This window comes from Chromobacterium subtsugae (assembly GCF_001676875.1).
In the GTDB taxonomy this organism is placed as follows: domain Bacteria; phylum Pseudomonadota; class Gammaproteobacteria; order Burkholderiales; family Chromobacteriaceae; genus Chromobacterium; species Chromobacterium subtsugae.
Window position 1 is genome coordinate 15,767 of sequence record NZ_JYKA01000023.1, and the last position, 26,473, is coordinate 42,239.

26 protein-coding genes are annotated in these 26,473 nt (G+C 66.6%); 18 read left to right on the forward strand and 8 right to left on the reverse strand.

The annotated features are described in order from the left end of the window. The first annotated feature begins 12 nt into the window (after nt 1-12). From MY55_RS19800 to MY55_RS19825, 6 genes are all read left to right on the forward strand, one after another. Nucleotides 13-546 (forward strand): septation protein A, encoded by a 534-nt coding sequence (locus MY55_RS19800; RefSeq protein WP_043575927.1) that lies wholly within the window; start codon nt 13-15, stop codon nt 544-546. Beyond that, nucleotides 546-848, forward strand: coding sequence for a YciI family protein (locus MY55_RS19805; RefSeq protein WP_043576210.1), 303 nt, complete (start codon nt 546-548; stop codon nt 846-848). Before MY55_RS19800 ends, MY55_RS19805 begins: the two co-directional genes overlap by 1 nt. Next, complete coding sequence (locus MY55_RS19810) at nt 845-1,111, forward strand: BolA family protein (protein WP_047243766.1); 267 nt, start codon at nt 845-847, stop codon at nt 1,109-1,111. Before MY55_RS19805 ends, MY55_RS19810 begins: the two co-directional genes overlap by 4 nt. A 20-nt stretch (nt 1,112-1,131) precedes the next feature. Continuing rightward, a complete protein-coding gene (locus tag MY55_RS19815) occupies nt 1,132-1,926 on the forward strand; it encodes a peptidylprolyl isomerase (RefSeq protein ID WP_065202909.1) in 795 nt (264 codons plus the stop codon). A gap of 32 nt (nt 1,927-1,958) precedes the next feature. After that, on the forward strand, nt 1,959-2,741 hold the full coding sequence (locus MY55_RS19820) for a peptidylprolyl isomerase (protein WP_043575930.1): 783 nt from the start codon (nt 1,959-1,961) through the stop codon (nt 2,739-2,741). 179 nt (nt 2,742-2,920) lie between these two features. Further along, nucleotides 2,921-3,649, forward strand: a complete 729-nt coding sequence (locus MY55_RS19825; RefSeq protein WP_047236293.1) for a peptidylprolyl isomerase — start codon at nt 2,921-2,923, stop codon at nt 3,647-3,649. 18 nt (nt 3,650-3,667) lie between these two features. Here MY55_RS19825 and MY55_RS19830 read toward each other — a convergent pair whose 3' ends face one another. Next, a complete protein-coding gene (locus tag MY55_RS19830; protein ID WP_081284762.1) occupies nt 3,668-4,990 on the reverse strand; it encodes a chitinase in 1,323 nt (440 codons plus the stop codon). Nucleotides 4,991-5,208: 218 nt separating this feature from the next. Here MY55_RS19830 and MY55_RS19835 point away from each other — a divergent pair, with 218 nt between their 5' ends. After that, complete coding sequence (locus MY55_RS19835; protein ID WP_076098258.1) at nt 5,209-6,717, forward strand: S41 family peptidase; 1,509 nt, start codon at nt 5,209-5,211, stop codon at nt 6,715-6,717. A gap of 57 nt (nt 6,718-6,774) precedes the next feature. Here MY55_RS19835 and MY55_RS19840 read toward each other — a convergent pair whose 3' ends face one another. Then, nucleotides 6,775-7,458 (reverse strand): DsbA family protein, encoded by a 684-nt coding sequence (locus MY55_RS19840; protein ID WP_047243768.1) that lies wholly within the window; start codon nt 7,456-7,458, stop codon nt 6,775-6,777. Between the two features lie 11 nt (nt 7,459-7,469). Beyond that, a complete protein-coding gene (locus MY55_RS19845; RefSeq protein ID WP_043575939.1) occupies nt 7,470-8,330 on the reverse strand; it encodes an MBL fold metallo-hydrolase in 861 nt (286 codons plus the stop codon). A gap of 141 nt (nt 8,331-8,471) precedes the next feature. On the opposite strand from MY55_RS19845, the gene MY55_RS19850 reads away from it, so the two are divergent. The 5 genes from MY55_RS19850 (at nt 8,472) to MY55_RS19875 (ending at nt 13,767) form a co-directional block, all read left to right on the forward strand. Continuing rightward, on the forward strand, nt 8,472-9,383 hold the full coding sequence (locus MY55_RS19850) for a LysR family transcriptional regulator (RefSeq protein ID WP_047243769.1): 912 nt from the start codon (nt 8,472-8,474) through the stop codon (nt 9,381-9,383). A gap of 195 nt (nt 9,384-9,578) precedes the next feature. Then, nucleotides 9,579-10,361, forward strand: coding sequence for a class II glutamine amidotransferase (locus tag MY55_RS19855; protein WP_043575943.1), 783 nt, complete (start codon nt 9,579-9,581; stop codon nt 10,359-10,361). 38 nt (nt 10,362-10,399) lie between these two features. Then, the gene (locus MY55_RS19860) at nt 10,400-12,205 is read left to right on the forward strand and encodes a putative nucleotidyltransferase substrate binding domain-containing protein (protein WP_043575945.1); all 1,806 of its coding nucleotides are present in this window, start codon (nt 10,400-10,402) and stop codon (nt 12,203-12,205) included. Beyond that, complete coding sequence (locus MY55_RS19865; protein WP_043575950.1) at nt 12,205-12,813, forward strand: 3'-5' exonuclease; 609 nt, start codon at nt 12,205-12,207, stop codon at nt 12,811-12,813. The genes MY55_RS19860 and MY55_RS19865 overlap by 1 nt, the downstream gene beginning before the upstream one ends. A 267-nt stretch (nt 12,814-13,080) precedes the next feature. Continuing rightward, nucleotides 13,081-13,767, forward strand: a complete 687-nt coding sequence (locus MY55_RS19875) for a hypothetical protein (RefSeq protein WP_065202911.1) — start codon at nt 13,081-13,083, stop codon at nt 13,765-13,767. A gap of 59 nt (nt 13,768-13,826) precedes the next feature. Here MY55_RS19875 and MY55_RS19880 read toward each other — a convergent pair whose 3' ends face one another. Next, complete coding sequence (locus tag MY55_RS19880) at nt 13,827-14,531, reverse strand: type 2 periplasmic-binding domain-containing protein (protein WP_157889393.1); 705 nt, start codon at nt 14,529-14,531, stop codon at nt 13,827-13,829. 303 nt (nt 14,532-14,834) lie between these two features. On the opposite strand from MY55_RS19880, the gene MY55_RS19885 reads away from it, so the two are divergent. Next, entirely contained in the window at nt 14,835-15,020 is a 186-nt protein-coding gene (locus MY55_RS19885) for a hypothetical protein (RefSeq protein ID WP_043575963.1), read from the forward strand. A gap of 95 nt (nt 15,021-15,115) precedes the next feature. After that, complete coding sequence (locus tag MY55_RS19890; RefSeq protein WP_043575964.1) at nt 15,116-15,787, forward strand: DUF3313 domain-containing protein; 672 nt, start codon at nt 15,116-15,118, stop codon at nt 15,785-15,787. Here MY55_RS19890 and MY55_RS24310 read toward each other — a convergent pair whose 3' ends face one another. The 3 genes from MY55_RS24310 to MY55_RS19905 form a co-directional block, all read right to left on the reverse strand. Next, nucleotides 15,788-16,756 (reverse strand): GNAT family N-acetyltransferase, encoded by a 969-nt coding sequence (locus tag MY55_RS24310; protein WP_244270701.1) that lies wholly within the window; start codon nt 16,754-16,756, stop codon nt 15,788-15,790. 19 nt (nt 16,757-16,775) lie between these two features. Beyond that, the gene (locus tag MY55_RS19900) at nt 16,776-17,258 is read right to left on the reverse strand and encodes a GNAT family N-acetyltransferase (RefSeq protein WP_197465984.1); all 483 of its coding nucleotides are present in this window, start codon (nt 17,256-17,258) and stop codon (nt 16,776-16,778) included. A gap of 136 nt (nt 17,259-17,394) precedes the next feature. Then, nucleotides 17,395-21,561: a sensor domain-containing protein gene (locus tag MY55_RS19905; RefSeq protein WP_065202913.1), complete on the reverse strand. Its 4,167-nt coding sequence runs from the start codon at nt 21,559-21,561 to the stop codon at nt 17,395-17,397. A gap of 258 nt (nt 21,562-21,819) precedes the next feature. Between MY55_RS19905 and MY55_RS19910 the strand changes: the two genes are divergently transcribed. Further along, entirely contained in the window at nt 21,820-22,644 is an 825-nt protein-coding gene (locus MY55_RS19910) for a hypothetical protein (protein WP_065202914.1), read from the forward strand. Here MY55_RS19910 and MY55_RS19915 read toward each other — a convergent pair. Next, nucleotides 22,641-23,258 (reverse strand): FMN-binding negative transcriptional regulator, encoded by a 618-nt coding sequence (locus MY55_RS19915; RefSeq protein WP_065202926.1) that lies wholly within the window; start codon nt 23,256-23,258, stop codon nt 22,641-22,643. The two genes, MY55_RS19910 and MY55_RS19915, sit on opposite strands and share 4 nt — an antisense overlap. Nucleotides 23,259-23,390: 132 nt before the next feature. On the opposite strand from MY55_RS19915, the gene gntR reads away from it, so the two are divergent. From gntR to MY55_RS19930, 3 genes are all read left to right on the forward strand, one after another. After that, nucleotides 23,391-24,410, forward strand: a complete 1,020-nt coding sequence (gene gntR, locus MY55_RS19920) for an HTH-type transcriptional regulator GntR (RefSeq protein ID WP_047236303.1) — start codon at nt 23,391-23,393, stop codon at nt 24,408-24,410. 188 nt (nt 24,411-24,598) lie between these two features. After that, nucleotides 24,599-25,099, forward strand: coding sequence for a gluconokinase (locus MY55_RS19925; protein WP_065202915.1), 501 nt, complete (start codon nt 24,599-24,601; stop codon nt 25,097-25,099). Between the two features lie 44 nt (nt 25,100-25,143). After that, nucleotides 25,144-26,451, forward strand: a complete 1,308-nt coding sequence (locus MY55_RS19930; RefSeq protein WP_047243774.1) for an MFS transporter — start codon at nt 25,144-25,146, stop codon at nt 26,449-26,451. Nucleotides 26,452-26,473: the final 22 nt, after the last annotated feature.

The following is a 26,473-nucleotide window of genomic DNA, read 5'->3' on the forward strand; positions in this document are numbered from 1 at the left end:
ATAATCACCCGCATGAAATTTTTTACCGACCTCCTCCCCGTCCTGCTGTTCTTCGGCGCCTACTGGCTGACCCGGGACATGTTCGTCGCCACCGGCGTCGCCATCGCCGTCACCGTGATCATGGTGGCATGGGCCTGGATCCGGCACCGCAAGGTTGAAACCATGCAATGGTTCAGCCTGGCCCTGATCGTGGTGCTGGGCGGCGCCACCTTGCTGCTGCACGACAAGCATTTCATCATGTGGAAACCCACCGTGCTGTACTGGGCGATGGGGGCCGGCCTGCTGATCAGCGACTTCGCCGGCAAGAACGGCCTGCGCATGATGATGGGCCAGCAGATCAGCATGCCCGATCCGGTATGGCGCAAGCTGACCTGGGCCTGGGGCGGCTTCTTCGCGATGATGGGCGGGCTCAACCTGTTCGTCGCCTATCACTTCAGCGAAGACGTCTGGGTGAATTTCAAACTGTTCGGCGGCATGGGCCTGATGCTGCTGTTCGTCATCGCCCAAAGCCTGTTCCTGGCCAAGTACATCGAGGAAAAGAAATGATGCTGTACGCCATCATCGCGCAAGACGCCCCCGGCACCCAGGAGCAGCGGCTAGCCGCGCGCCCCGCCCATCTGGCCCGCCTGCAGGCGCTGCAGGATGCCGGCCGCCTGAAACTGGCCGGCCCGTTCCCGGCGATTGACAGCATCGACCCCGGCCCGGCCGGCTTCACCGGCAGCCTGATCGTGGCGGAATTCGCCTCGCTGGACGACGCCCGCGCCTGGGCCGCCGCCGACCCCTATGCCGCCGCCGGCGTCTACGCCGCGGTGGAAGCGAAGCCATTCCGCCAGGTGTTTCCCGCATGAGCAGCACGGTAGCCATGCTGGAAGCGGCGCTGCAGTCGCTCGCGCCGGAACACCTCGACATTCAGGACGACAGCGCCCTGCACGCCGGCCATGCCGGCGCCCGGGACGGTGGCGGCCATTACACGCTGACCATCGTCAGCGCGCGCTTTGCCAATCTCAACCGGGTGCAACGCCACCGGTTGGTCTATCAAACTCTGGGCGAACTGATGACCAGCCGCGTCCACGCGCTGGCCATCCGCGCCCTGACCCCAGAAGAACTCTGAATTTCTACAAAGGGCTAAGCATGAAGCATTCCCGTATCGCCGCGCTGCTGCTGGCTGCCACGATCAGCCTGCCGGCCGCAGCCGAATCCATCGCCGTGGTCAACGGCACCTCCATCGACAAGGCGGAATTGGACGCCGCCGTCGCCAATGTGGTGCAAAGCAACGGCGGCAAGGTTCAGGACTCGCCGGAACTGCGCGAACAGCTGAAAAGCTCGCTGATCAACCGCGAACTGATCCTGCAGGAAGCCGCCCGCCGCGGCCTGGACAAACAGCCCGCCTTCGCCCAGCGCCTGAACGAAGTGCGCGCCGGCATGCTGCGCGACGCGCTGTTCGGCGACATCGTCCAGAAAGCCGGCATCGACGACGCCCAGATCAAGGCTTTCTACGACCAGCAGGCCGCCAAGCTCGCCGCAGCCAAGGAAGTGGAAGTCCACGCCTACCAGATCACCCTGGCCAACGAGGCAGACGCGCAAAAAGTGATCGCCGCGCTGAAGAAGGGCGCCAAATTCGAAGACCTGGTCAAATCCAAGTCCATCGATCCCAACGCCAAGCAAAGCGGCGGCGACATGAACTGGGGCAATCTGTCGCAGATGGACCCCAAGCTGGCCGAAGCGCTGAAGCCGCTCTCCAAGGGCCAGTACAGCAGCAAGCCGTACCAGTCGCAACTGGGCTGGCACGTATTCAAGGTTGCCGACATCCGCAACGCCCAGTTGCCGCCGCTGGAACAGATCAAACCGCAGATCGCCCGCCAGTTGCAGGAAGAGGCAATCGCCAAGGCCGTTGAAGACTTGCGCGCCAAGAGCAAGATTCAGTAATCCACCCATACCCGACCCAGGAACAGAAGAAAATGCGTAAACTCCTGCTGACAACCGCCCTCGTCGCCGCCTTCGCCGGCAGCGCCATCGCCGTGGCCGGCCCCTCCATCAACGGCCAGCAAATCACCGACGCCCGCATCGACGCCGTCGCCAAAATGATGGAAGCCCAGGGCCAGAACGTGACCCCGCAAGCGCGCGACCAGATCAAGGACCAGCTGGTCACCGCCGAAGTCCTGCGTCAGGAAGCCGTGAAAAAGGGTCTGGACAAGAGCCCGGAATTCACCGCCGAGCTGGCCAATATGCAAGCGATGGCGCTGGCCAACCGCCTGGTCAAGGATTTCGAGAAGGCCAACCCGGTCAGCGACGCCGACCTGAAGGCTGAATACGACAAGCTGGCCGCCTCGGTGCCGGAAACCAAGCAATACCACGCCCGCCACATCCTGGTGAAGACCGAAGCCGAAGCCAAGGCCGTGATCGAAGCGCTGAAGAAGGGCAAGGCCTTCGACAAGCTGGCCAAGGAAAAGTCGATCGACCCGGGCAGCAAGAACAAGGGCGGCGATCTGGACTGGCAGGAAGCCGGCACTTTCGTAGCGCCGTTCTCCGAAGCGATGAGCAAGCTGGCTAAGGGCGAAGTCACCGCCAAGCCGGTGAAAACCGAATACGGCTGGCACGTGATCAAACTGGACGACGTGCGCACCCAACGCAATGTGCCGTCGCTGGAGGAAATCCGTCCGCAGCTGACCCAGCGCGTGATGGGCTCCCGCATCGAGAAGTACGTCGCCGATCTGAAGGCCAAGGCCCAGATCCAGCAGTAAGCTCCTCCGGGCAACACAACGGGGACGGCATGCCGTCCCCGTTTCTCTTGACAGCCGCTGCCGCCGCGCTTACCTTCGCGCACATTCGCCCGCAGGCCTGCCCTGCTCCTCTTTGCGCTGCCTCCGGCGGCCTCATTCGGAAACGCCAAGACATGGCCGCTCCCTCACAGGAAACTCACATGACCATCACCGTCAACGGCGTTGAAATCAGCGAAGACATGATCGCCTCGCAACTGGAACACTACAGCGACACCCCCAGCCCGCGCGACACCGCCATCCAGCAGCTGATCCTGCACACCCTGCTGGTGCAGCAGGCCAAGAGCGAAGGCCTGGACGTCGCCGACGAGCAGCAAGCCATCCAGGCGCTGCTGGACCAGAAGCTGCAAGTCGCCCCGATCGACGAAGCCAGCTGCCGCGAATTCTACGAACAATATCCGGACCGTTTCGTCAGCGGCGACAGCGCCGTGGCCAGCCACATCCTGCTGCCCAAGGGCGAAGGCCTGGAAGCCGGCCTAATCAAGGCCAAGGCCGAAGGCATTCTGGCCGAAGTGCAAGCCGCCCCGTCGCGCTTCGCCGACCTGGCCCGCGAACATTCCACCTGCCCGTCCGGCCAACAAGGCGGCAGCCTGGGCCAATTCGGCCGCGGCCAGATGGTGCCGGAATTCGAACAGGCGGTATTCAGCACCGCTGCCGGCGAAATCACGCCCCACCTGGTGGAAACCCAGTTCGGCTACCACATCATCCAGGTCAACGAGCGCGCCGAAGGCAGCAAGATCGGCTTCGACGAGATCAAGGACCGCCTGCAGCAATACCTGACCGATCTGGCCGCCAACCAAGCCATGCATGAATACCTGAATGGCCTGGTCGGCGCCGCCGACATCAGCGGCTATTCGATGAGCGCCCAGTAAGCGCCCATCCTTTCCGCCTTACCAGGCCGTCCGCACCGCGCGGACGGCCTTTTTCACTTTGGCCTGCGTCGCCGGCAGCTGATGCAGGCTGGCGGCCACCGGCTTGGAGAACGGGTAGCCGTCGTGCCGGTCCCAGTTGATCGACCACGTCATCACGCCGCGGAAAGTCGGATACGCCTGCGCCGGCGACACGCTGCCGCAGCCTTGCAACGCGGTCAGGCAGCTCAGCGCCTTGGCCACGGCGTCGGCGGTGACGAAACCGGAGTTGGCCGAACTGCGGCCGGACGGCACGCCGAAAGCCACCTGGTCAGGCCGCAGGCCCTTGAAGCTGCCGGAGGCGCCGTTGCCTAGCGGGAAGCCTTCGATCAGCATCTTGCTGCCCGCCACCAGCATATCGGTCGAGCCCTCGGCCAGCGCGCCGTTGGAATACGGCGTGTACAAGCCGCCGTTGTTGTAGTACTGGACATGAATCACCGACAGATCATCGCGCAGGCCGTCGATGATAGGCAGATAGGCGCCCCAGTTGCCGCCGTAGGCGACGAAGCCGCCCTGCACGTACGGATGCTCAGGTGCCATCGACAGGTAGAAGTTGGGGCCGACCTTGGCTTTCAACTGCTTCACCGCGCTGACCAGATTGCTGATCACCGGCGCGCCGACGACGATGCCGCTGCCGCTTTCCAGGTCCAGATCAATGCCGTCAAACCCGTACTGGGTGAGGATGCCATACAGGCTGTTGACGAAATTCTGCACCTGGGTCGCATTGTTCAGCGTCACCGAGCCATTCTGCCCGCCCAGCGACAGCACCACCTTCTTGCCCTTGGCCTGCTGCGTCTGGATGTCCTGGATGAACTGGGCGACGCTGCCGGCTCCCGGGTCCAGCGTGAAGCTGACGTTGCCGTTGCCGGCGTCGTCGGCGAAGGCCACCACGATCACGTCCCAATCGCCGCTGACCTGCGCCAGCGGGAAGGCCGAACCGCTGGGGTTGGCGAAGTTGTGCCAGTAGCCTATCAGCGCATGCTTGGCGAACGGCGCGGTATTGCCCGGCGGCGGGCTGGGCGGCGTCGGGGGATTCGGCGGGGTCGGCGGCGTGGGATCGCCGCCGGAGCAGCTGCCGCCCGGCGTCCACAGCGTCGGCGAGGCCGCCGGGTTCCAGTTGGCGCCGACATAAGCGGTATGCGCCACCAGCGCGGTGTAATTGGCATTGTTATAGCTGACCACATCGCCCGCCTTGTAGGCGGTGCCTTCCGCCCAATTCGGGCAGGCCGCCAGCGCCAAGCCGCCATAGGCCAGCGCCGCCGCCAGCGTCATCCCGCGCAAAACCCTGCTGATCCCTTTATGCATTTGCCGTCTCCTTATCTCGCAGTCAACCATAATTGGTATTTAACTGGTATTTCAGACTATGCGATAGGGGCGAACTTGCAAGGAATAAATGTAAAACAAATATCCAAACAATCATCACCTCAAGGTTAAATATTGACAAATGCATATTGGCATATAGAATCTCTAAGCCCCACGCCAGCACGACTCTCTCTTGCCTTCCGCCCTTCAGGACATTCCGCATGCGCCGCCATTGCCACCCAGCTGCCCGCCTTCTTCCGGCACTCGCCTTGCTGGCGCTGCCGGGCTGCGCGTGGGCAAACCCGACGGCCGGTTTCGATCGCGCCGCCTGGCAGCAGGACTACCAATTGCTGAAACAGACGCTGCAGCAGCGCTACTCCCATCTGGCCTGGATGGCTTCGCCGCAAAGCGGCATCGCCCTGCCCGCGCTGGACCGCCAGGCGCAAGCCGCGCTGCGGCAAGCCCGCGACGACGCCGAGGCTCGCCAGGCCATCATCGGTTTTCAGCAAGGCTTCCGCGACGGCCATTTCTCGCTGCTGGCCAACACGCCAAGCGCCGCGGAAAGCAGCGGCCGCGACGAGCCGGCGCCGCGCGACCTGGCGCGCGACAAGCCGCTGGACGGCTGCGCCGCCCTGGGCTACGAGCAGGACAGCAAGATCGGGTTCTCGCTGCCGTTCGAAACCCTGCCCGGTTTCCATCTGACTTCGGACGGCCTGTCTGAGTCCATGCGCAGCGGCCTGGCCGACCTGGGCCGGGCCGGACAGGCGGCGGTGCTGCGCATCCCCACGTTCAGTCCCAAAGGCTATCCGCTGGCATGCCAGCGCGTCTGGCGCGCGGCGATGCCGCAAACCGGGGCGTTCGACTCGGAAAAACTGTTCCAGCTGACCTACCGGCAATGGTTCGCCGACGTGGCCCAGCGCCTGGCCGAACTGCGCCAGGCCGGCGCCCGGGTGCTGATCCTCGACGTGGGCAACAATCCCGGCGGCAACGACAGCGGCGACGCGATGACCCGGCTGCTCACCCCTGGCGTGGTCCGCTCTCCGTCGCTGTGGATGGCCAGGAGCCCGGCCGGCAAAGCCTATCTGGACCAGTGGATTGAGGACTTGAGCAGCGGCCTTCCCGCCTCGGCGAGCGCCAGCGACAAAGCCAAGCTGCAAGGCCTGTTGCAGGACTTCCGCCAAAAGCGCGCCGAGCTGGATAGCCGGCCGGCGCCGGACATGAGCTGGGTGTGGCGCGAACAGCGCCGATGGGACCCTCAGGCCGGCTACAGCCGGCTGATCGCAGCCGGCTACGCGTCCGGCGCGGTGGCTCACCTGGAACCTGGTAGCTATTCGCGGGAAGTGGCGGAAACGCTGTTCTGGCCAGCGCAGACGGAAAAGCTGAAAGGCGCCTGGCAAGGGCCGGTCTATATCGTCGCCGACCAGAAAACCTACTCCGCCGCCGAGATGTTCGTCGCGGTCAGCCGCGACAACGGGCTGGCGAAAATCGTCGGCGCGCGCACCGGCGGCGATGGCTGCGGCTTCATGGGCAAGCTGGAGCCGCTGCTGCTGCCCCACTCCGGCCTGCGTTTGCGCATTCCCGACTGCGTGCGGCTGCGCGCCGATGGCGGCGACGAAGTCGCCGGCATCCAACCCGACCTGCCGGTGCCGGCGCAGCCTGGCGAAAGCCGGCGCGCCCGCGCCCAGAAAACCCTGCAAGCCATCGCCGCCGACTTGCTGGCCCAGCCCTAGCCCAGACGCAAAAAAAACCGCTGCCAGAAGGCAGCGGTTTCATCCGCGGGGACAGGTTCAGCGGCAGCTGTCCGGCGTGCAGAACAGCGCGTCGTCACCGGATGCCGCCAACTTGGGCAGCCGCTGCGCCAGTTCGGCGGCCAGCTGTTCCGGCTTGCCGAACCAGCCGGACAATTCCAGCCGCTCCAGCTTGCCGTCTTGCTCCAGCACCGCCGACGGGAAGCCGCGCAGCCCCCACTGGCTCATCAGGCCGCGCGTCTGGGCGATATGCCGCTCCGCCTCCGCCCTCGCCTCGCGCCAGGCCAGAGCGAAGTCCGCCGCGGCCAGGCCCTGCTCAAGCGCCAGCTCGCTCAGCGTCTCCAGTTCGGCGATGCGCTTTCCTTCCAGATAATGGGCGCGCTGGATGCGGGCCAGCATCGCCAGCGGATCGGCCCCCAGCTTTCCGGCCGCCAGGATCGCCGCGATCGGCGGATCCGAGGCCAGCGGCGCGCCGATATCCTTCAGCAAGCCGTTGAAGTAGGCGTCGCCGAAAGGCTGGCCGCTCATCTGGGCGATGCGCGCGTCGTGCGGCATCACATAGCCCCGCCAGTCCGGCGTGACGGTGCGGCCTTCGGACTCATCTATCATGCCGCCGGCGTGCATTTCCACGCTGACGCCGGGCAGCGCCGCCACGGCCTTCAGCAAGGGGGAGGCGCCGTAGCACCAGCCGCACAGCGGGTCGTAGAAGTAATGCAGTTTCATCGCGCGCTCGCTTACCACTTCATTTCGCCCTTGCGCACCTTGGCGCCCAGCTCCAGCGTCGACACTTCGGCCGCTTGCGGGTAAGCCTGCTTCATCGCTTCGATCAGCTCGCCGCTGTTGCGGGTGGCGGCGTTCTTGGCTTCAAACGTCTTCAGATAGTCGCGGGTGTAGCGGATGGCGGACACGTCCATCTTGTCGCCGGCGATCATATGGCCCGGCACCACCGTTTCCGGCTTCAGCGCTTCCATGTCGTCCAGCTGCTTGTACCAGCCCTTGCGCTCGGCATCGTTCTGGGTATCCGCGGTCCAGACATGCATGCCGGAATACACGCCGACATTGCCGACGATGGCGCGGATCGACGGAATCCACACATAGCCGCGGTGCGCCATCACGCCCTTGGTGTCACGCAGCTCCAGCGCCTTGCCTTCCAGCATGATCTTGTCGGCCTTGATCTCGGTCGGCAGCAGCGGCTTGGCTTGCGGCGCGTTGGCGCCCATCTTCGGGCCCCAGAACGCCACCTTGCCCTTCACATTGCCCTTGATGTGGGCCAGCACTTCCGGCGCGGCCACCAGCTCGGCCTTGGGGAAGATCTGCTTCAGCACCGAGGCGCCGAAGTAGTAGTCCGGATCAGCCTGGCTGATGTAGATGGTTTTCAGGTTCTTGCCGCTGTCCAGCACGCGGGCGGCGATTCGGTAGGCGTCGGCGCGGGTGAAGCCGGTATCGATCAGCACGGCATCCTTGTCGCCGGACACCAGCACCGAGCTGACGTTGAAGCTGTTGCCGTCGGCGTTGTAAACCGACAGCTTGAGGTCGCCCGCATGGGCGAAACCGGCGGCGGACAGGGCGGCGGCGATCAGGGTTTGACGGATCATGGTGTGACTCCTTAAGTCTGGTGCCGGCGCCCGCCGGCGGGTTGAAAGCGATTCGGTGAAGATGCGCACACTATAAGCGCAGGAATCGCACCAATAAATGGGTTAAACTGCACATTATTGTTTCAAAAAACGAGCATATTGATGGACAGGCTCACCGCCATGCAGGTTTTCGCCGAGGTGGCGCAACTCGGCAGCTTCACCGCCGCCGGCGACAAGCTGGACATGTCCCGCCCGATGGTCACCCGCTACGTCGACGAATTGGAGCAATGGCTGGGCGTGCGCCTGCTGCAGCGCTCCACCCGCAAGGTCACCCTCACCGACGCCGGCCTCGCCTGCCTGGCCCGCTGCCAGCAGATGCTGGAGCTGGCGGCCGAAGTGCGGGCCGACGCCAGCCAGCGCGACGGCCAGATGCGCGGCCTGCTGCGGGTGACCGCCAGCACCTCCTTCGGCCAGGCAGTGCTGGCCGGCGCCATCGCCGAATTCTCCGAACGCCATCCGCAGTTGCGGGTGGACCTGCAATTGGGCGACCGCACCGTCAACCTGATAGAAGAAAGAATAGACCTCGCCATCCGCATCACCAATGAGCCAGATCCCGGCCTGGTGGGACGGCGGCTGTGCGACTGCCGCTCGCTGGCGGTGGCCTCCCCCGCTTACCTCGCGCGCCACGGCGTCCCGCGCCATCCGCTGGAGCTTGAAGCGCACCGCTGCCTCAGCTACAGCAACTTCGGCCGCAGCGAGTGGCGCTTCCAGCAAGGCGCGGAGGAAGCGCTGCGCGTGCGGGTGAGCGGCCGCATCAGCGCCAACGAGGCCAGCGCGCTGCTCAGCGCCGCGCTGGCCGGCGCCGGCGTCAGCCTGCAGCCCAGCTACCTGGCCGCTCCCTACGTCCGCCGCGGCGAGCTGGTGGCGCTGCTGCCCGGCTGGGAGCCGGCGGTGCTGGGGATCCACGCGCTCTATCCTTCGCGCCGGCTGCTGCCGCTGGCGCTGCGCGGGCTGCTGGACTTCCTGGCCGAGCGCTTCAGCGGCCCGCAAGCGCCATGGGACCGCCAGCCATGACCGCTGCGCGCGCCTGCGCCATGCCATCCACGTAAAAAGTCATCAGCTTATGAAATTTTCCCATATCGCCGGCGGCGAAATACGGGCATGCGGCGATTGCCCGCCGGCCCCATATCGCCTAAGCTCAGGCTGAATGGTTACGCTGGCAATACGGCCAGTCCGAATGCAAACTGATAAAGACGTGGAATCAAGCCGATGTGCCAGCTCTTGGGCATGAACTGCAATATCCCTACCGACATCCTGTTTTCCTTTGAAGGCTTCCATCGCCGCGGCGGCCTCACCGATCATCATGCCGACGGCTGGGGCATCGCCTTTTTCGAGAACAAGGGCTGCCGCGTGTTCCTCGACGACAAGCCCTCGGTGGAATCACCGGTGGCCGACCTGGTGCGCCGCTACCCGATAAAGTCGGAAAACGTCATCGCCCACATCCGCAAAGCCACCCAGGGCGAGGTCAACCTGGCCAATACCCACCCCTTCATGCGCGAGATGTGGGGCCAGTACTGGATCTTCGCCCACAACGGCAACCTGGAGGCCTTCCAGCCCGAGCCCGGCCAACACTACCGCCCGGTCGGCACCACCGACTCCGAGCGCGCCTTCTGCCATCTGCTGGAAAAACTGCGCGCCAAATGGTCGGAGCCGCCGGAACTGGAAGCGCTGTTCGACGAAGTGGCGCGGCTGTCAGACGAAATCAGCGCGAGCGGCGTGTTCAACTTCATGCTGAGCAACGGCGAAGCGCTGTTCACGCACTGCTCCACCCATTTGCACTACATCATCCGCCGCTCGCCGTTCAACACCGCCCACCTGGTGGATGACGACGTCAGCGTGGACTTCGCCACCGTCACCACCCCGCGCGACCAGGTGGCGATGGTCGCCACCCAGCCGCTGACCGACAACGAGCACTGGCAGGCGCTGTCGCCGGGAGAACTGATTCTGTTCCGCGACGGCGCGCCGCTGCTGAGCCGGACCCGACCCGCCTGAAGCGCCGCGGAGCGGCTCTCCTCATTCAGGGATACGCGATGAGCCGCTTCGATTTCAGCCACCCGCCATTCGACAGCCTGACGCCCGCCGAGCGCGAGGCGCTGGAAGCCCGCGCCGACATCGTCTACCACCCTGACGGCGCCCAGGTTTGCGGCCCTGGCCAGCCGATAGACGCGCTCTACGTGGTGTTGAAGGGCGTAGTGTGCGAACTGGCCGGCGACGAGGCGGTGGCGCGCTACCTCAGCAGCGACAGCTTCGACGCCCGCGCCGTGGCGGCCGGCCAGACGCTCCATCGCTTCGTGGCCGAGGAAGAAGCGTTGCTGCTTGCCTTGCCGCGCGACGCGCTGCTGGCGCTGACCGAAAAAAACCCGCAATTCGGCGCCTATTTCTACGCCAGCGCGTCGCAGAAACTGAGCCTGCTGGCGCAGCGCGCCGGCGGCCGCGAACTGCAGACCTTGCTTGCCGCCACCGTGCGCGACGCAGGCTGCCGCCAGCCGGTATTCGTCGACGCAGCGGCCAGCATCCGCGACGCCGCCCGCGCGATGCGGGCGCAGCGCAGCAAATCGGTGCTGGTGAGAGACGGCGAGCGCCTGGGCATCTTCACCACCACCGATTTTCGCGACATCATCATTGATGGCGTCGACAGCGGCGAGCCGGTGGGAAGGCACTGCAGCTACACCCTGCTCACCATCGACATCGACGACTTCCTGTTCAACGCGCTGCTGCTGATGACCCAGCGCAATCTGCGCCGGCTGGTGGTCACCGAAGACGGCCAGGCGGCGGGCATCCTGGCCCAGGTCGACGTGCTGTCCTATTTCTCCAATCACTCCCACCTGATCGCGCAGCGGCTGGAGCGCGCGCAAAACCTGGAGCAGCTGGCCGACGCGGCGCGGCAGATCACCCGGCTGGTCGGCATCCTGTCCGGCCATGGCGTGCGGCCGCTGCAGCTGGGACGGCTGGTGCAGGCGCTCAACGCCCGCCTGTTCGCCCGCGCCTGGCAGATGATCGCGCCGCCGGCGCTGCTGGAAAACAGCTGCCTGCTGGCGATGGGGTCGGAAGGCCGCGGCGAGCAGTTGCTGAAAACCGATCAGGACAACGCGCTGCTGCTGCGCGACGGTTTCGCGCCGGACGGCCTGGCGGCCTGCTGCGACGCCTTCTCCGCCGCCCTGGCCGGCTTCGGCTACCCGCCCTGCCCCGGCCGGGTGATGGTGAACAATCCGCGCTGGCGGCTGAGCGGCGCGCAGATGCGGCAGCGCATCGACGGCTGGATCCACGACAGCGACGGCGAAACCATGATGGAGCTGGCCATTTTTTGCGACGCGGAAGCGGTGTGCGGCGACGCCGGCTTGCTGGACGACTGCCGCAGCTATCTGCGGGACGGCCTGCAGGACGATGCCGCCTTTTTTTCGCGCTTCGCCCGCGCCATCGGGCAATTCGATACCCCGCTCGGGCCGTTTTCGCGGCTGCGCACCCGCGAACATGACGGCCGCGAGCTGCTGGACCTGAAAAAAGGCGGCATCTTCCCGCTGGTGCATGGCCTGCGCGCGCTGGCGCTGGAGCATGGCGTGCGCGAAGCCTCCAGCCAGCAGCGGGCGCGCCGGCTGGCGGAGGCCGGCCAACTGGATCCGGCGCTGGCCGACGACATTCTGGAAGCGCTCGCCTTCCTGCTGCAGCTGAAGCTGGACCACGGCCTGCGCCGATTGGCCGAAGGGCGCGAGCCGGACAATCAGATCGAGCCGGCCAAGCTGAGCACGCTGGAGCGCGACCTGCTCAAGGACGCGCTGGCGGTGGTGAAGCGCTTCAAGTCGCAGTTGCAGCACCGCTATCGGCTGGGAAGCTTCTGATGCTCGGCGCCCTTTGCCGGCGGTGGCGGCGCAGCCGCCTGCGCGATCCCCGCTATGCCGGCCTGTTCGACGGCCATCCGGACGAACTGGTCAGCCTGGACTGCGAAACCACCAGCCTGGATGTCTCCCGCGCCGAACTGCTGTCGATAGGCGCGGTCAAGCTGCGCGGCAACCGCATCCTGCACAGCGAGGCGCTGTATCTGCTGGTGCGGCCCGGCATCGCCCCCGCCGGCGACAATATCGCCATCCACGGCCTGCGCCGCCGCGACGTCGGCCAGGGCCTGGCGCCGGAAGACGCGGTGCGGCGGCTGCTCGATTTCATCGGCGGGCGGCCCCTGCTGGGCTATTACCTGGAATACGACGTCGCGGTGCTCGACAAATACGTCAGGCCGCTGCTGGGAATAGGCCTGCCGCAGCGCCGGATTGAAATCTCGTCGCGCTACTACGACTACAAGCTCAGACAGCATCCCGGCGGCCACATCGACCTGCACCTGTCCTGCCTGTACCGGGAGCTGGCCATTCCCGAACCGCCGCGCCACGACGCGCTGGGCGATGCGCTGGGCGCGGCCATGCTGTACCAGGCGCTGCGCCAACGCGGTTTCGGCTGAAACCGCATGACACAATATTTGTAAACATTTCCCTTTCCGAGATGCCTGATTCTGGCATGCCTCTTGCTCAAACCCACATCGCCAAGTCATTGTTCCTGCAAGAAAAAGCGGAAATCCAGCCGCTTGAACCGGAAACGGCGGCAAGGACGGGCGGCGCGGCGGCAAGAATTGCCAGTCCAGCGGCAAGCCGACGGCCTCGCCTCCGTCAAGGACACGAGCGGATCCGTGAAGCTCTGCCCGGCAAACATCTTCTCAAGGAGAGGCAACATGTCTATCAGCAGCACCAGCAGCGACTCGAACACCTACTGGCAGCAGATGCAGGCCCTGCATCAGCAACGCCGGCAGGACGTCAACAACCTGACCCAATCGGTCCAGCAAGGCGACATCTCCGGCGCGCAGCAGGCGCTGGCCGCCTTGCAGCAGCTGAACGGCTCCAACAGCAGCAGCGCTAGCGGCAGCCAGGACTTCAGCGCCGCGCTGAACAACGCCATCAGCAGCGCCTCGGCGGCCGGCTCCAGCACCACCGCCGCCAGCGCCGCCGATCCGTTCGCCGCCGCCAACTCCAGCACCACCAGCGGCGCTAGCAGCTCGATATCGTCGTTGCTGAACACCCTGGGCCAGGATCTGCAAACCGGCAACATCAGCCAGGCGCAGCAGGACTTCCAGCAACTGCAGCAAGGCCTGCAGCAAGCCGGCGGCACCCAGCAAGCCAGCGCGGGCGGCCACCACCATCACCACCACCATGGCGGCGGCGAAAACGGCGGGCAGAGCGGAGGGCAGAACGAGCTCCTGAGCGCGCTGGGCGGCACTTCGCAAACCAGCGGCGCCAGCGCCGCCGGCAGCAGCAGCAGCAGCGCGACCAACACCCAGCAATTGCAGGCCGCGCTGAGCCTGTACCAAGCCAATGCCGGCAGCAACGATATCTCCAGCTTGCTCATGTCGCTGTCGGTCTGATCCTGCGCGCGCAAACAAAGCGGCCTCTTCGCCGGAGGCCGCTTTTTCTTGCGCGATGGCTAGCGGTAAGGCGCCAGCAGCCGGCGCATTTCCTGCCGGCCGGCGGCGGAGTCGCACGCCAACCGCAGGCGCAGCATGGCGGCGGCGTCACGCGACAAGGCGCTGGCGCGCGAAACGTAGATCTCCAGCGGCTGTTCGGCGAACAGCCACTCTCCCAGCCCCGCCGGCTCCACTCCGGCTTCGGCCAGCAGATTGCCGCAGCCCGGCCGCACGCACACGGTGGCGTCCAGCATCCGCATGCCCTGGCTCATGTCGCTCAGCAACACCGGCCTGTGCTTGACGGTGCGGTCAAACTCCTCTAGCGTCCGGCTCCCGCGCAGTTCGCCTATCTGCAGCCCGGAGAAGCTGGCGGCGCTATGGTGCTCGCGCCCGGCCGACTTCAGATACACCAGCGACACCTTGACCGATCCTATCGTGCAGATGGCGATGCCGTAGCGATTGCGCTCCGGCGAAGGGATGCCGAGATTGATGGCGTTCTCGCCGCTGCGCATGCCGTCCAGCACCCGCCGGTAAGGCCTGGCCTCCGCCGTCACCTCGAAGCCGGCCTGCGCCGCCAGAAAACGGATGAAGTCCGGCCCCACTCCCCGGTCGGTGTCCAGCATGCCCCAAGGCTCCACCGCCAGCGTGTAGGATTGGTAATGCGCCGCCGGCGCCGCTTGCGCCAAGCCGGCCAGCAGCAGCCACCCGCCCTTCATCTTTCCCATTGCCCGTTCCCCGCCGGCCAGGCGCGGCGGCGTTGCGCCATCTCCGGCCATTTCTGTCCGCGCGATTAATGCGCATCAGTACAGTGTAGACCAGCCTCACGCCGGCCAAGCCGTTGCCGCCAGGCGCGGGCGGCCTGCGGCGCAGGCGCCACAATGCCGCGGCCCCCGCCGCGCAACGCCGTCTGGCCACTTGGCGATGTTCGCTTACGAACCTTGAATAGAATTAATGCGAAAATGTTGAAGGCATACGGGAGAGGAGTAGAATGACACCACATCTATTTTTCTTTACACAGGCCAACCACCATGACGTCCCCCGACGGCCCCAGTCCGCGCAATCTGCTGCAATACTGGCTGCACAAGCTCACCGGCTCCCGCTTGAGCGCTCATGACGAACTGCATTTCGGCCATCTGCAAGAAGAGTTCGCCCTGAACCTGGCGGTGATACTCTGCATCCTCCTGTTGACGCTGTTCACCTACCTGCGCAACTAAACCCGGGCGGCGACAAGCCGCCGCCGCCGAACTATCCTGTCTGCAAGGCGTCGACATATCGATGCCTCTTCAATCATGCCGACAAGGAAACTGCCATGAAAATCGCCATGCTGGCGCTATGCTCCGCGATGGCCCTGAGCCTGCCGGCCCGGGCCGAGACGCCCGCCCAGACGGAAAACCTGTTCACCCTGCCGCTGGACGCCTTCCAGCAAAGCAAGGCGCAGCCCAGTCAACGCGTGTATCTGAAACCGGGCGTGGATCTGAAGTCCTATCACGCGGTGCTGCCGGAGCCGCTGCTGTTCATGCGCCAAGGGCCGGACGGCAACTGGCAGCTGCTGCAGCCGGGCGACGAGAACGCCATCGCCAGCTATTTCCACCAACGGCTGCAGGCGGAACTGGCCGCCGCAGGCGTGCCGATCGCGCTGCAGCCGGCGCCGGGCGTCGCCCGGCTGCGCGTCGCCGTCACCGGATTGAGCCAGGAACGTCCCGGCGTCGACCCGATCGACCTGCTGCCGGTCAAGGCGGTGTTCAATCTGGCGCGGCTGGCCGCCGGCAAGGAGCCCTATCTGCTGAAGATCGCCAGCATGGCGCAGCTGGAGGATTCGCAGGACGCCAGCCTGCTGGCCGGCACCGTCAACCTGCGCCAGAACGCCAAGAGCAAGGACAAGGAGCAGCCGCTGACGCTGGACCTGATCAAACCGCTGGTCGACGACTGGTGCCGGCAGAGCGCCCGCCAGCTGGCCGCCCACCTGGGCAAGGCGCCCTGATCACAGCGGCTTCTGCATGAACACGCTGTGCGGGTCTTCCCGGTACGCGCCGAAAGGCCCGCAAAAGCCATAGCCGGCGCGCTGGTAAAGGGTGATGGCGTCATGCTGGAGGACGCCGGTTTCCAGCGCCATCGCCTCGCAGCCGCGCGCCCTTGCCTGGTCCTCCAGAAACGCCATCAGCCGCCGCGCCACACCCAGGCCGCGCCACGCCGGCCGCACGAACATCCGCTTCAATTCGCCGACGCCGTCCGCGCACCAGACCGCGCCGCAACCCAGCGCCCGCCCTTCGCCGTCGCGAGCGACGGCGAACGCCACGTCGGGACGCAGCAGCGTCTCGATATCCACGCCATGATGGCTTTCCGGCGGAGACAAGGGCTTCTGATAGGCATCCAGCTCGTCGATCAGCGCCACGACTTCCGGCTGATCGGCGCGCTCCAGCCCGATGCGGATGGCGTCGCGCGCCGCTTCGGCCTGCAAATCGAAATACGCGCCGCGCACCAGGCTGGCGCCGGCGATGCCCAATGCCGCCATCAAGGCCTCGATTTCGGCGCGCGCCGCCGCTTCCGGCTCGCCATCGGCCAGCTCCGCCTCCAGCTCGATGAAGTCGCCCAAGCCTTCCACTCGATCGAGATGGATGGCGCAGCGCCCCAAGCGATAGCGGCTGCGCTGCTTGCGCACCCGGCCCAGCAAGCCGTGCGCCTCGGCCAGCAGTTCGCGCAGCGGGTCCGGAGCGGCGGTTTCGCTGGCCAGAAAGAACGAAGGCTTGAGACCGGCCAGGTCTTCGCGCCGGTAGAAAATCAGCCGCCCCCGCCCCTCCCCATCCACCCTCAGCTTCAGCCTGCCGTTGCCGCAGGCGAAAAAGCTGTCGTCCTGCAGCAGCGCGCCCTCCGGCTGCGCCAGGCCGCCCACCTTGCGTTCCAGAGCCGCCCAGTCCGCCACCCTGGCTTTGATTTCGATATTGCGTGCCACTGTCGTCATCCTGTGTTGATCATGTTTGCGCCGCGGCCATATCCCGCCGGTACATGACGAAGCCGCGCTTGGCGTCACCGCGAAAGCCCGCCTGCAGGAAAAAACGGTGCGCGTCGGCCCGCTGCGCCGAGCTGAGCAGCATGATCTTCGAGCATCCCCTAGCCAGGCAGCGCCGCCGCGCCTCGTCCAGCAGCGCGCGGCCCAGGCCTCGGCCGCGCCAGTCCCGGTCCACCACGATGTTTTCCAGCACGGCGAAAGGTTGGCCGCCGTACATCACGTCCTCGCAAAAACCGAGCCAGGCGCTGGCCGCCAGCCGGCCTTCGCCTTCGCACACCAGCACCTGCGCCCGTTCGCCGTCCGCGAGCGCCTGCAGTCGTTCGGGCAGCACCCGGATGGCCGGGTCGTCCACCAACTGCCGGTACAAGCGGGCCAATTCGCCGGCATCGGCTGCGCGCGCCAGACGGATGGTCGCTTTCGGACTCGCCGCCGTCATCCCCGTCATATTCCGCCCCCTGTAACAAACAAGGCCTGCGGCCATCGATTGCCAAGGCAATCCCCGGAACGCAGGCCATCCGCCGCCAGGCCAACATATACATGCAAAACGCATGCGGCTTCAATACCAATATTGCCAGCCGCGCTCAACCCCGGTCCGGCGCCGGCTCCGCGGCAAGCAAGCGCTGCCAGGCCCCGTCGTCGCGCCACTGCCGGCACCAGCCAGGCACCTCGTCCGCCGGCATCGGCGCCGCTATGCCCAGGCCCTGGGCATAACGGCAACCCAGCTGGCGCAGCAGCATGCCGTGCGCCAGCGTCTCCACGCCCTCGGCGACCACCTGCCGGCTCAAGGCCGATGCCAGCTGGATCACGCTTTCGACGACGCGCCGGTCTTCCTGGTTGCCCAGCATGTCGCTGACGAAGCTCAAGTCCACCTTCAGGGTATCCACTGGCAATCGGCGCAGAAAGGTCAGCGAAGCATAGCCGGTGCCGAAATCGTCCAGCGCGAAGCGCACGCCCAGTTCGCGGCAGCGCTCCATCACCCGCGTCGCCTGCTCCACATCGGTGATGGCGGCGCTTTCCAGCACCTCCAGTTCCAGATAGCCGGACGGGACCGCGGGGTGGCGGCCCAGGATCGCTTCCAGCTCGCCGCAGAAATTCGGCCGCAGCAGCAGGCTGGCGCTGATATTGGCGCTGACCCGTATGTTCAGGCCGCGCCCCACCCATTCGGCGGCCTGCGCCAACGCGGCGTCCAGCACCCACAGGTCGAACGCCAGCTCCAGCTCGTTGCCGCGCAGATGCGGCAGAAACTCGGCCGGCGCCAGCAGGCCGCGCTTGGGGTGGCGCCAGCGGATCAGCGCCTCCACGCCGATGACCTCGCCGTCGAACAGGTTCACCTTGGGCTGGTAGTGCAGCACGAACTCCTTCCGGGCCAGGCCGCGGCGCAGCATATCCAGCAACTGCCGATGCGATTGCGCCTTGCGGTCGTTTTCCGGATCGAACAGCTGGTAACGGTTCTTGCCGCCGTCCTTGGCCAGGTACATCGCCTGGTCGGCATGGCGCAGCAGCGTGTCCGCGTCGACATTGTCCTGCGGGTACAGGCTGACGCCAATGCTGGCGGTCACGCGCACCTCCGCCTCGCCCAGACGCACCGGCGTGGCCACCGCGCTCAGGATGCGGTCCAGCACCAGCATGCACTCCTCCAGCGTGCCGACATCGGACAGCAGCACCACGAACTCGTCGCCGCCCAGCCGCGCCAGGGTGTCGTCGGCGCGCAGTATCGATTTCAGATGGCGGCTCACCGCCACCAGCAGCTGGTCGCCCGCCGCATGGCCGTGCTGGTCGTTCACCGCCTTGAACCCGTCCAGATCGAGGAAGCACACCGCGCAGGACTTGCCGCTGCGATTGGCGCGGATGATGGCCTGGTTCAGGCGGTCGGACAGCAGCCGCCGGTTGGGAATGCCGGTGAGTGGGTCGAAATGCGCTACCCGGTCCAGCTCGGCTTCGTGCGCCTTGAGCTTGGTGATGTCGGAAAAAATGCCGATGTAGTGCAAAACTTCGCCCTGAGCGTCGCGCACCACCGAAATGGACAGCAGTTCGGCGTACAACTCGCCGTTCTTGCGCTGGTTCCACAGCTCGCCGCGCCAGAAATCGTGCCCCAGCACCGACTGCCACAAATCCTCGTAGAATTCGGCCGACTGCTGGCCGGACGACAGCATGCTGGGCTTGCGGCCTATCGCCTCCTCGGCGCTGTAGCCGGTGATGCGGGTGAAGGCGCTGTTGACCTTGGTGATCACGCCCTCGCGGCTCACCATCAGAATGCCCTCGTAGCTGCTGTCGAACACCGCCGCCGCTTCCTTCTGCGTCTGTTCGAACACTTTGCGCTCGGTGATGTCGGTATGGGTGCCCGACATCATCAGCGCCTCGCCCTCGTCGCTGCGCTCCACCACCCGGCCCCGCGACAGAATCCAGCGCCAGTCGCCGCCGCGGGTGCGGCAGCGTATCTCCACCTCATGGCTGGCCAGCTCGCCGCGCAGATTGCCCTGGATCGACGACCGCGTCCGTTCGACATCCTCCGGATGGACATGGTCGTACCAATTCTCGGCGGTGATGCGCATTTCGCCTGGACCGTAACCGAGCATGCTTTCCCAGCGCGGGCTCACCTGAAAGCTGCCGCTTTTCAGGTTCCAGTCCCAGTAGCCCTGGTCCGAACCGTCTATCACCCGCGCCAGCTGCTGTTCGCGGCTGCGCAATGCCTGCTCGGCGCGATGCTGCTCGGTCAAGTCGCGGCCGAAAGCCATGTATCGGCCGTCCTTCAAGCGCCCGGTGGTCAGGTCGACGCAGATGCTGCCGCCCTGCTTCAGCCGCAGCAGCCACTCCGAACGCTGGAACGGCCCGTTGCTCAGCTTGGCCAGATGCTCGGGCAGCGCGCCCAGGCATTCCGGCGCAACCAGGTCGCGGATATGCATGGACTTCAACTCTTCCAGCACGTGCCCTGTCAGCCGGCAGGCCGCCGGATTGGCGAAGATGTAATAACCGTCGGCGTCGGTCACCCAGATGGCGTCGCCCGCCTCGTTCAGCACCAGCCGCAGGTCGTCGTCCACCCGCTTGCGCTCGGTGACGTCGGACAAATTGCCCACCAACCGCAGCGCCGCGCCCTTGTCGTCCCATTCCACCGCTCGGCCGCGCACCTGCAGCCAGCGCACGCCGTCGTCCTGTCGCGCCAGGCGGAACTCCAGTTCGATGCGCGGCGTCTTGCCGCGGCGATGGGCCTCGATCGCCTGCAGCACGAAAGGCAGATCCGCCGGGTGCACCAGTTGCCGGAAAAAGCGGAAATCGCCGGTATCGTCCTCCGCCCGCGTGCCGGTCACCTCGTAATAGCGCGGCGAACGGTAGACTCTCCCGGTGCGCAGGTCCCAATCCCAGAAGCCGTCGCTGGTCGCTTCCGCCACCAGCTGCAGCCGCGCTTCGCTGGCCTTCAGCTGCATCGATATCTGCTTGCGGTCGGTGATGTCCTGCACCGTGCCGTACAAGCCGACGATCTTGCCCTCCGCGCCGTGCTTGGCCTCGCCGCGCGCCGTCACCCAGCACGCGGCGCCGTCCGGCCTCTGCAGCTCCAGATCGCAGTCGTAGCCCAAGCCTATCAGGCGGCAGCGCTCCACCACTTCGGACAGCACGGTCCAGCTCTCCTTGACGAAATAGCGCTGTATCGCCGGGTAGCCCGGCGGCGGCGCGCGATTGTCCAGGCCGAACAGCCGGTAAACTTCGTGCGACCAGCGATGCGTGTCCGTCTCCAAGTCCCAGGACCAGTTGCCGATGCCGGCCAACTGCTGCGCCTGGCGCAGCGCCGCCTCGCTCGCCTGCAGCGCCTCCTCGGCCGCCTTGTGCACGGTGATGTCGCGCGAAATGCCGAACAACCCCCCCAGGCGTCCATCCGGGCTGTAAATCGGCCCCTTGGTCACCAGAAACACCAGCTTCTCGCCGTTCTGCAGCGTCAGCAATTCCTCGTGGGTCTGCACGCGCCCGCCCTGCATGATGACGCGGTCGCTGGCCATCACTTCCCGCGCCGTCTCCGCGTCGAAAACCTCACGGTCGTCCTGGCCCAGCACCTCCTTGCCGCTCTTGCCGACAAAAGCCAGGCCGGCGCGGTTCACCAGCAGGTAGCGCCCTTGCGGATCCTTGACGAAGATGGCGTCCGATGTGCTGGACACCACCGCGTCCAGCAGCCTGCGGTTGAGCTCAACCCGCGCCAACGCATGCCGCAGCGCGGCGTTGAACAAGCTGGCCGCCAAGCCGTTGGCCACCAGGAAGGCCAGCTGCAAGCGCTCGGTCCAGGGCGTCAGCGGATCATGCAGATAAGGCGTCGCCATCAGATCGGCCGCCAGCGCGGCCAATACGGTAGCCAGCAGGCCCGGCCCCAGCCCGCCGATGCCGGCGCTCAGGATGACCGGCAGGGCCAGCAGCATCAGCATGGGATGGCTGTCGCCGCCCAGCAGCAGCTGGCGCAGCCCCAACGCGCAGGCGGTAAGCGCCAGCGCCGCGGCATAGCCGCGCCAGCCCGACCAGCGGTCCGGATTCATGCCGCTGGACACGGCCCCCAGCCAGGTCAGCGACGCCGGCGCCTCGGCTGCCGGCACCGAGCGCAGCAGCAGCGACAGCAAGACGGCGGAGACCGCGACGAAGGCGACTCCCTTGACCAGCGGCAACGGCAGCAAGCGGCCCGTTTCCGCCCCAACCGGCAGCTGATCGGCGAAGAAAATCCAAGCCAGGGCAAAAAGAACATAGCTGCTTACGGCAAGCAGGATGAATTTCATCCGCGGGCTCATCGGCATACCCCATTTCCCCAAAGTCTGGCTGGCAGGCAGTCGTCCCGATGCCGGACCGCAAGCCCGCGGCGGACAGCAATTCAGCGGGGGTATCGACCGCTCGCGGGCGCACCCAATAACGGTATAGCACTCCTCGCGCCGTCGCCGGGCATTGTCCCGCGCCGCCGCGCGCCGCGAATGCGCCAATATTGGTTTGAGTATGAACTATGATTGGGCGGTAACCCCTTGTCGCGCGAGGAAATGGGGATGGAGTTTCTGTTCGATCTGGATGATCCCCTGCAATGTCTGGAGCAGATCTACCAACAACTCAGCCCGATGGTGGTGGCCTTCCAGCCGCAGCAGCCCGGCGCCAAGCCCGGACGCTGCTTCGGCAGCGGCCTGCTGCTGGACTACCGCGGCGAGAAATTCATCGTCACCGCGGAAGCGGTGTTGGCCGAGGCCTGCGTCGCCCACGGCCAGCAAGTGCTGGCCTGCGTCGACAAGCTGCAGCTGCCGCTGCAGGATCTGGCCTGCGCCAGTCCGCAGCACATGGACATCGCCGCCATCCACCTGCCGCAGCCCTGGCTGGAGCGGCACGCCCCGCCGCATGGTTTCGCGCTGGATCACGGCGGCGCGCCCGACCCGCTTGCCAGCGCCTTCACCCTGCTGCTGGGCCACCCGGTGCGCGGCCCCAAACCCGCCAGCCAGCTGAATAGCCATATCGGCATCGTATCCCGCGCCTACCGCGGCGACAGCCGCCGCAGCCAGGTGATCCACCCCCTGTTCGTCGAGTTCGACAGCCGCGACATCCTCAGCCGCGCCAAGCTGGACAAGGCCGGCCTGCAAGAGTACTACCAGCTGTGCGGCGCGCCGGCGATCAGCCTGTACCACTCGTTCCAGGACGACAGCAACCGGCTCACCGCCTATCTGCAGGGCGTGGTAGTGGAGTGGGACCGCGACGGCATCGGCGCCACCGCTTCCAGCGCCGCGCTGCTGCCGGGCTTTCTCGACAACTTCCTGCAGCAACTGCGGCGCGGCGACGCCCACGGCCGCGCCGAAGTCGCGTCGCTGCTGGAGAAATACCGCCGCTAGCGGCGTTCGGCCATCCTGTCCGCCAGTTCGGCGCCCCGCGAAGCCAGGCCGCGCCGCACGCTGTCGCGGGTGGCTTCGGCCTGGTTCTGGCTGAGCTTGAACTTGCCCTCCAGCCGCGCCACTTCCAGCTCGATGCCGACGATCGCCCCCAGCAGCTTGCCGATGTAATCTGCCGGCGCGTCCGCCACTTTCCAGGGCGTCTCGAAGCCGGCTTCATGCGTGCGGGTCAGCTCGTCCAACAGGCCGCGCAGCCAGGCCGCATCCTCCACCGCCCGCAGCCGGCCATAGGCGTGCGCCACCGCGTAGTTCCAGGTGGGCACCACCTTGCCGTGCTCGGCCTTGGCCGGATACCACGACGGCGTCACGTAGGCGTCGCCGCCGTGAAAAACGGCCAGCGCGTCCGCGCCGCCCTCCAACAGCCGCCACAGCGGATTGGCCCGCGCCACATGGCCGCACAGCCGCAACACGCCGCCCTCTTCGCGCGCGAGCAGCGGGATGTGGTCGGCGATCAAACCGTCCGGCCCGTTCAGCGTCAGCGTGGCCAGCGGCCGCGCCCTCATCAGCCGCAGCAGGGCCTCGCGGTCGCCGACGGCGAAATGCTTGGGCAGATACATGGCGCTCTCCGGCAAAAACTTGACCATACAATCAATCGTCATCGCCGGACAAGGACCGCGCGCGCCGGCTGCGCTACAATAGCCGAGCCCGGCCGCCATCGCCGCCGGACGCGCATTTGCCACAGGAAACCCATGTCGAGAAAACCGCGGATCCGCTCCGGCGGCGGCGCCACCATGCACGACGTCGCCCGCGCCGCCGGCGTCAGCGCCATCACCGTATCGCGGGCGCTGAACCAGCCGCAGCAAGTATCGCCGCAGCTGCGCGAAAAAGTGATGCAGGCGGTGGACGCGCTGGCTTACGTGCCCAGCCGCTCCGCGCGCACGCTGGCCTCGGCGCGCTCTCGCACCGTGCTGGTGCTGATCCCCTCGCTGGACAACACGGTGTTCCTCGACACGCTGGCCGGCATCGAAAGCGTGCTGGACGCCGCCGGCTACCAGATGCTGATAGGCAACAGCCATTACAGCGCCGAACAGGAGCTGCTGCTGCTGCGCGCCTACCTGCAGCACCAGCCGGACGGCGTGCTGCTCACCGGCCTGACCCATGCCGCGCCGTTCGAAGATATCCTGCGCCGGCGCGCGCTGCCGGCGGTGTACATGATGGACCTGGCCGACGATGGCCGCTGCTGCGTCGGTTTTTCCCAGGAGGCGGCCGGCGCCGCCATCACCCGCCACCTGCTGGAGCGGGGCAAGCGCCGCATCGGCTTTCTGGGCGCCCAATTGGATGAGCGGGTGATGAAGCGGCTGGACGGCTACCGCGCCGCGCTGGATGCCGCCGGTCTGCGCGACGCCGGCCTGGAATGGCTGGACCCGTCGCCGTCCAGCATGCGGATGGGCGCCGACATGCTGGACGCCGCGCTGGCGGCGCGGCCCGACTGCGACGCGCTGTTCTGCTGCAACGACGACCTGGCCATCGGCGCGCTGGCGCGCTGCCAGCAACTGGGCATCGCCGTGCCGCAACGGCTGGCGCTGGCCGGCTTCAACGATTTGCAGCCCTCCGCCTGGTGCACGCCCGCCCTCACCACCGTGGCCACCCCGCGCCGCGAGATCGGCAGCCATGCCGCGCGCCAGCTGCTGCGGATGATAGACGGCGGCGAGCCCGACGCTCTGCAGACCGATCTAGGCTTCCAGCTGATGCTGCGCCGCAGCAGCTGAAAGCCAGCGCCGGCGGGCCTTCCGCCTTGGATGCCGCCGCGTTGCGCGGCGACTACATATTTCCCGCGCCCGGCCGAAAACTTGATCCCGCTGCTTGTTATCGCAGATTTGTTAGCGCTAACATCCGCAGACAGATCGCGCCGGCCAAACCGCCGGCCATCATTTCAACCATCAATGTTAGCGCTAACATGAAATACGGAAATATCGTGGTGATGGGCGTGGCCGGCTGCGGCAAAAGCAGCGCCGGCCGGCTGCTGGCCGAGGCCTTGAACGCCAGCTTCATCGAAGGCGACAGCTTCCATCCGCCGGAAAACATCGCGCGGATGCGCGCCGGCGTCCCGCTCAACGACGCCGACCGCGCCGGCTGGCTGGCCAATCTGGCCGAGCGGCTGCGCCAGGGCCGCGCCGACGGCGAACGCATGGTGCTGGCCTGTTCGGCGTTGAAGCGCCGCTACCGCGACGTGCTGCGCGGCGGCGACCCCGACCTCGCCTTCATCCACCTGGCCGGCGAGCGCGCGCTGATCGCCGAACGCATGCGCGAGCGCAGCGGCCACTTCATGCCGGAAAGCCTGCTGGACAGCCAGTTCGGAGATCTGGAAGCCCCCGGCGCCGACGAGCGCGCCATCCACTGCGACATCCAGCAGCCGCCCGCCGCCTTGCTGCGGCAAATCCTGCAGGCGCTCGCCTGAACGGACCCAGGCGGCATTCCCAAAGAAGAAAGAGGAGAACAACAATGAACGCCCCGTCCCCGCACTCGTACAAGATTCCCACCCGCCGCTGGCGCATAGGCTGGCTGCTGGGCGTCGGCATCCTGGTCAATTATTTCGACCGCATCAGCCTGTCGGTGGCCGCGCCGCAGCTGCAGCAGGAGTTTGGACTCAGCAACGGCGAGCTGGGCCTGCTGTTCAGCGCCTTCTTCTGGAGCTACGCGCTGCTGCAGATTCCCACCGGCGTGATCCTGGACCGCTTCGGCGCCACCCGCATCGGCCGCCTGGGCGCGCTGCTATGGGGCGTGGCCGCCACCCTCACCGCCTGCGCCGGCGGCTTCGCCGGCATTTTCGCCGCCCGCGTGCTGCTGGGCGTCGCCGAGGCGCCGGGCTTCCCGGTCAGCGCCAAGGCCACCGGCTACTGGTTTCCGCGCCGCGAGCGGGCGATGGCCACCGCCATCTTCGACGCCGCCGCCAAATTCTCCAACGTGATAGGCGTGCCGCTGGTGGCGCTGGCGGTGGTGCACCTGGGCTGGCGCTGGGGCTTTGGCGTGTCGGCCATCCTCAGCGTGCTGTACTTCATCGCCTTCTACCTGCTCTACCGCGACCCCAGCGCCGACGCCAAGCTGAGCGAGGCCGAGCGCCAGTACATCATCCAGGGCGGCGCGGCCGAGGAAGGCGTCAGCCGGCAAGGGTCGCTGGCAATGCTGGGCTACCTGCTGCGCCAGCGCAAGGTGTGGGGGCTGTCCATCGGCTTCGCCGCCTACGGCTATGTGTTCTACCTGTTCCTGACCTGGCTGCCCGGCTACCTGGTGCAGGCGATGCACATGGACATCCTGAAATCGGCCTGGTTTTCCGCCATCCCGTGGCTGTTCGCCACCGTCGCCGACCTGTTCGTCGGCGGCTGGCTGATCGACAAGCTGATCGCCCGCGGCCATGACGAAACCCGCGTGCGCAAGACGGTGCTGCTGTGCGGCATGGCCATGGGCATGGCGGTGTTCGGCGCGACCACCACCACCGACCCCTACGTTGCCATCATCTGGATCACCATCGCGCTCAGCGGCCTGGCCGCAGCCGCGCCGGTGGGCTGGTCGCTGCCGTCGCTGATCGCGCCGCGCGGCGGCACCGGCACCGTCGGCGGCATCATGAATTTCGCCAACAACATGATGGGCGCGGTGGCTCCCATCGTCACCGGCATCATCGTCGGCGCCACCCACTCCTTCGCCAACGCCTTTCTGGTGGCCGGCTTCATGCTGGTGATCGGCATCCTGGCCTTCGTGTTCCTGCTAGGCCGGATCGAACCGATTCCCGAACCCGGCGCGTCTTCCCGCTAAGCACGCCAGCCCCGGCGCCCGC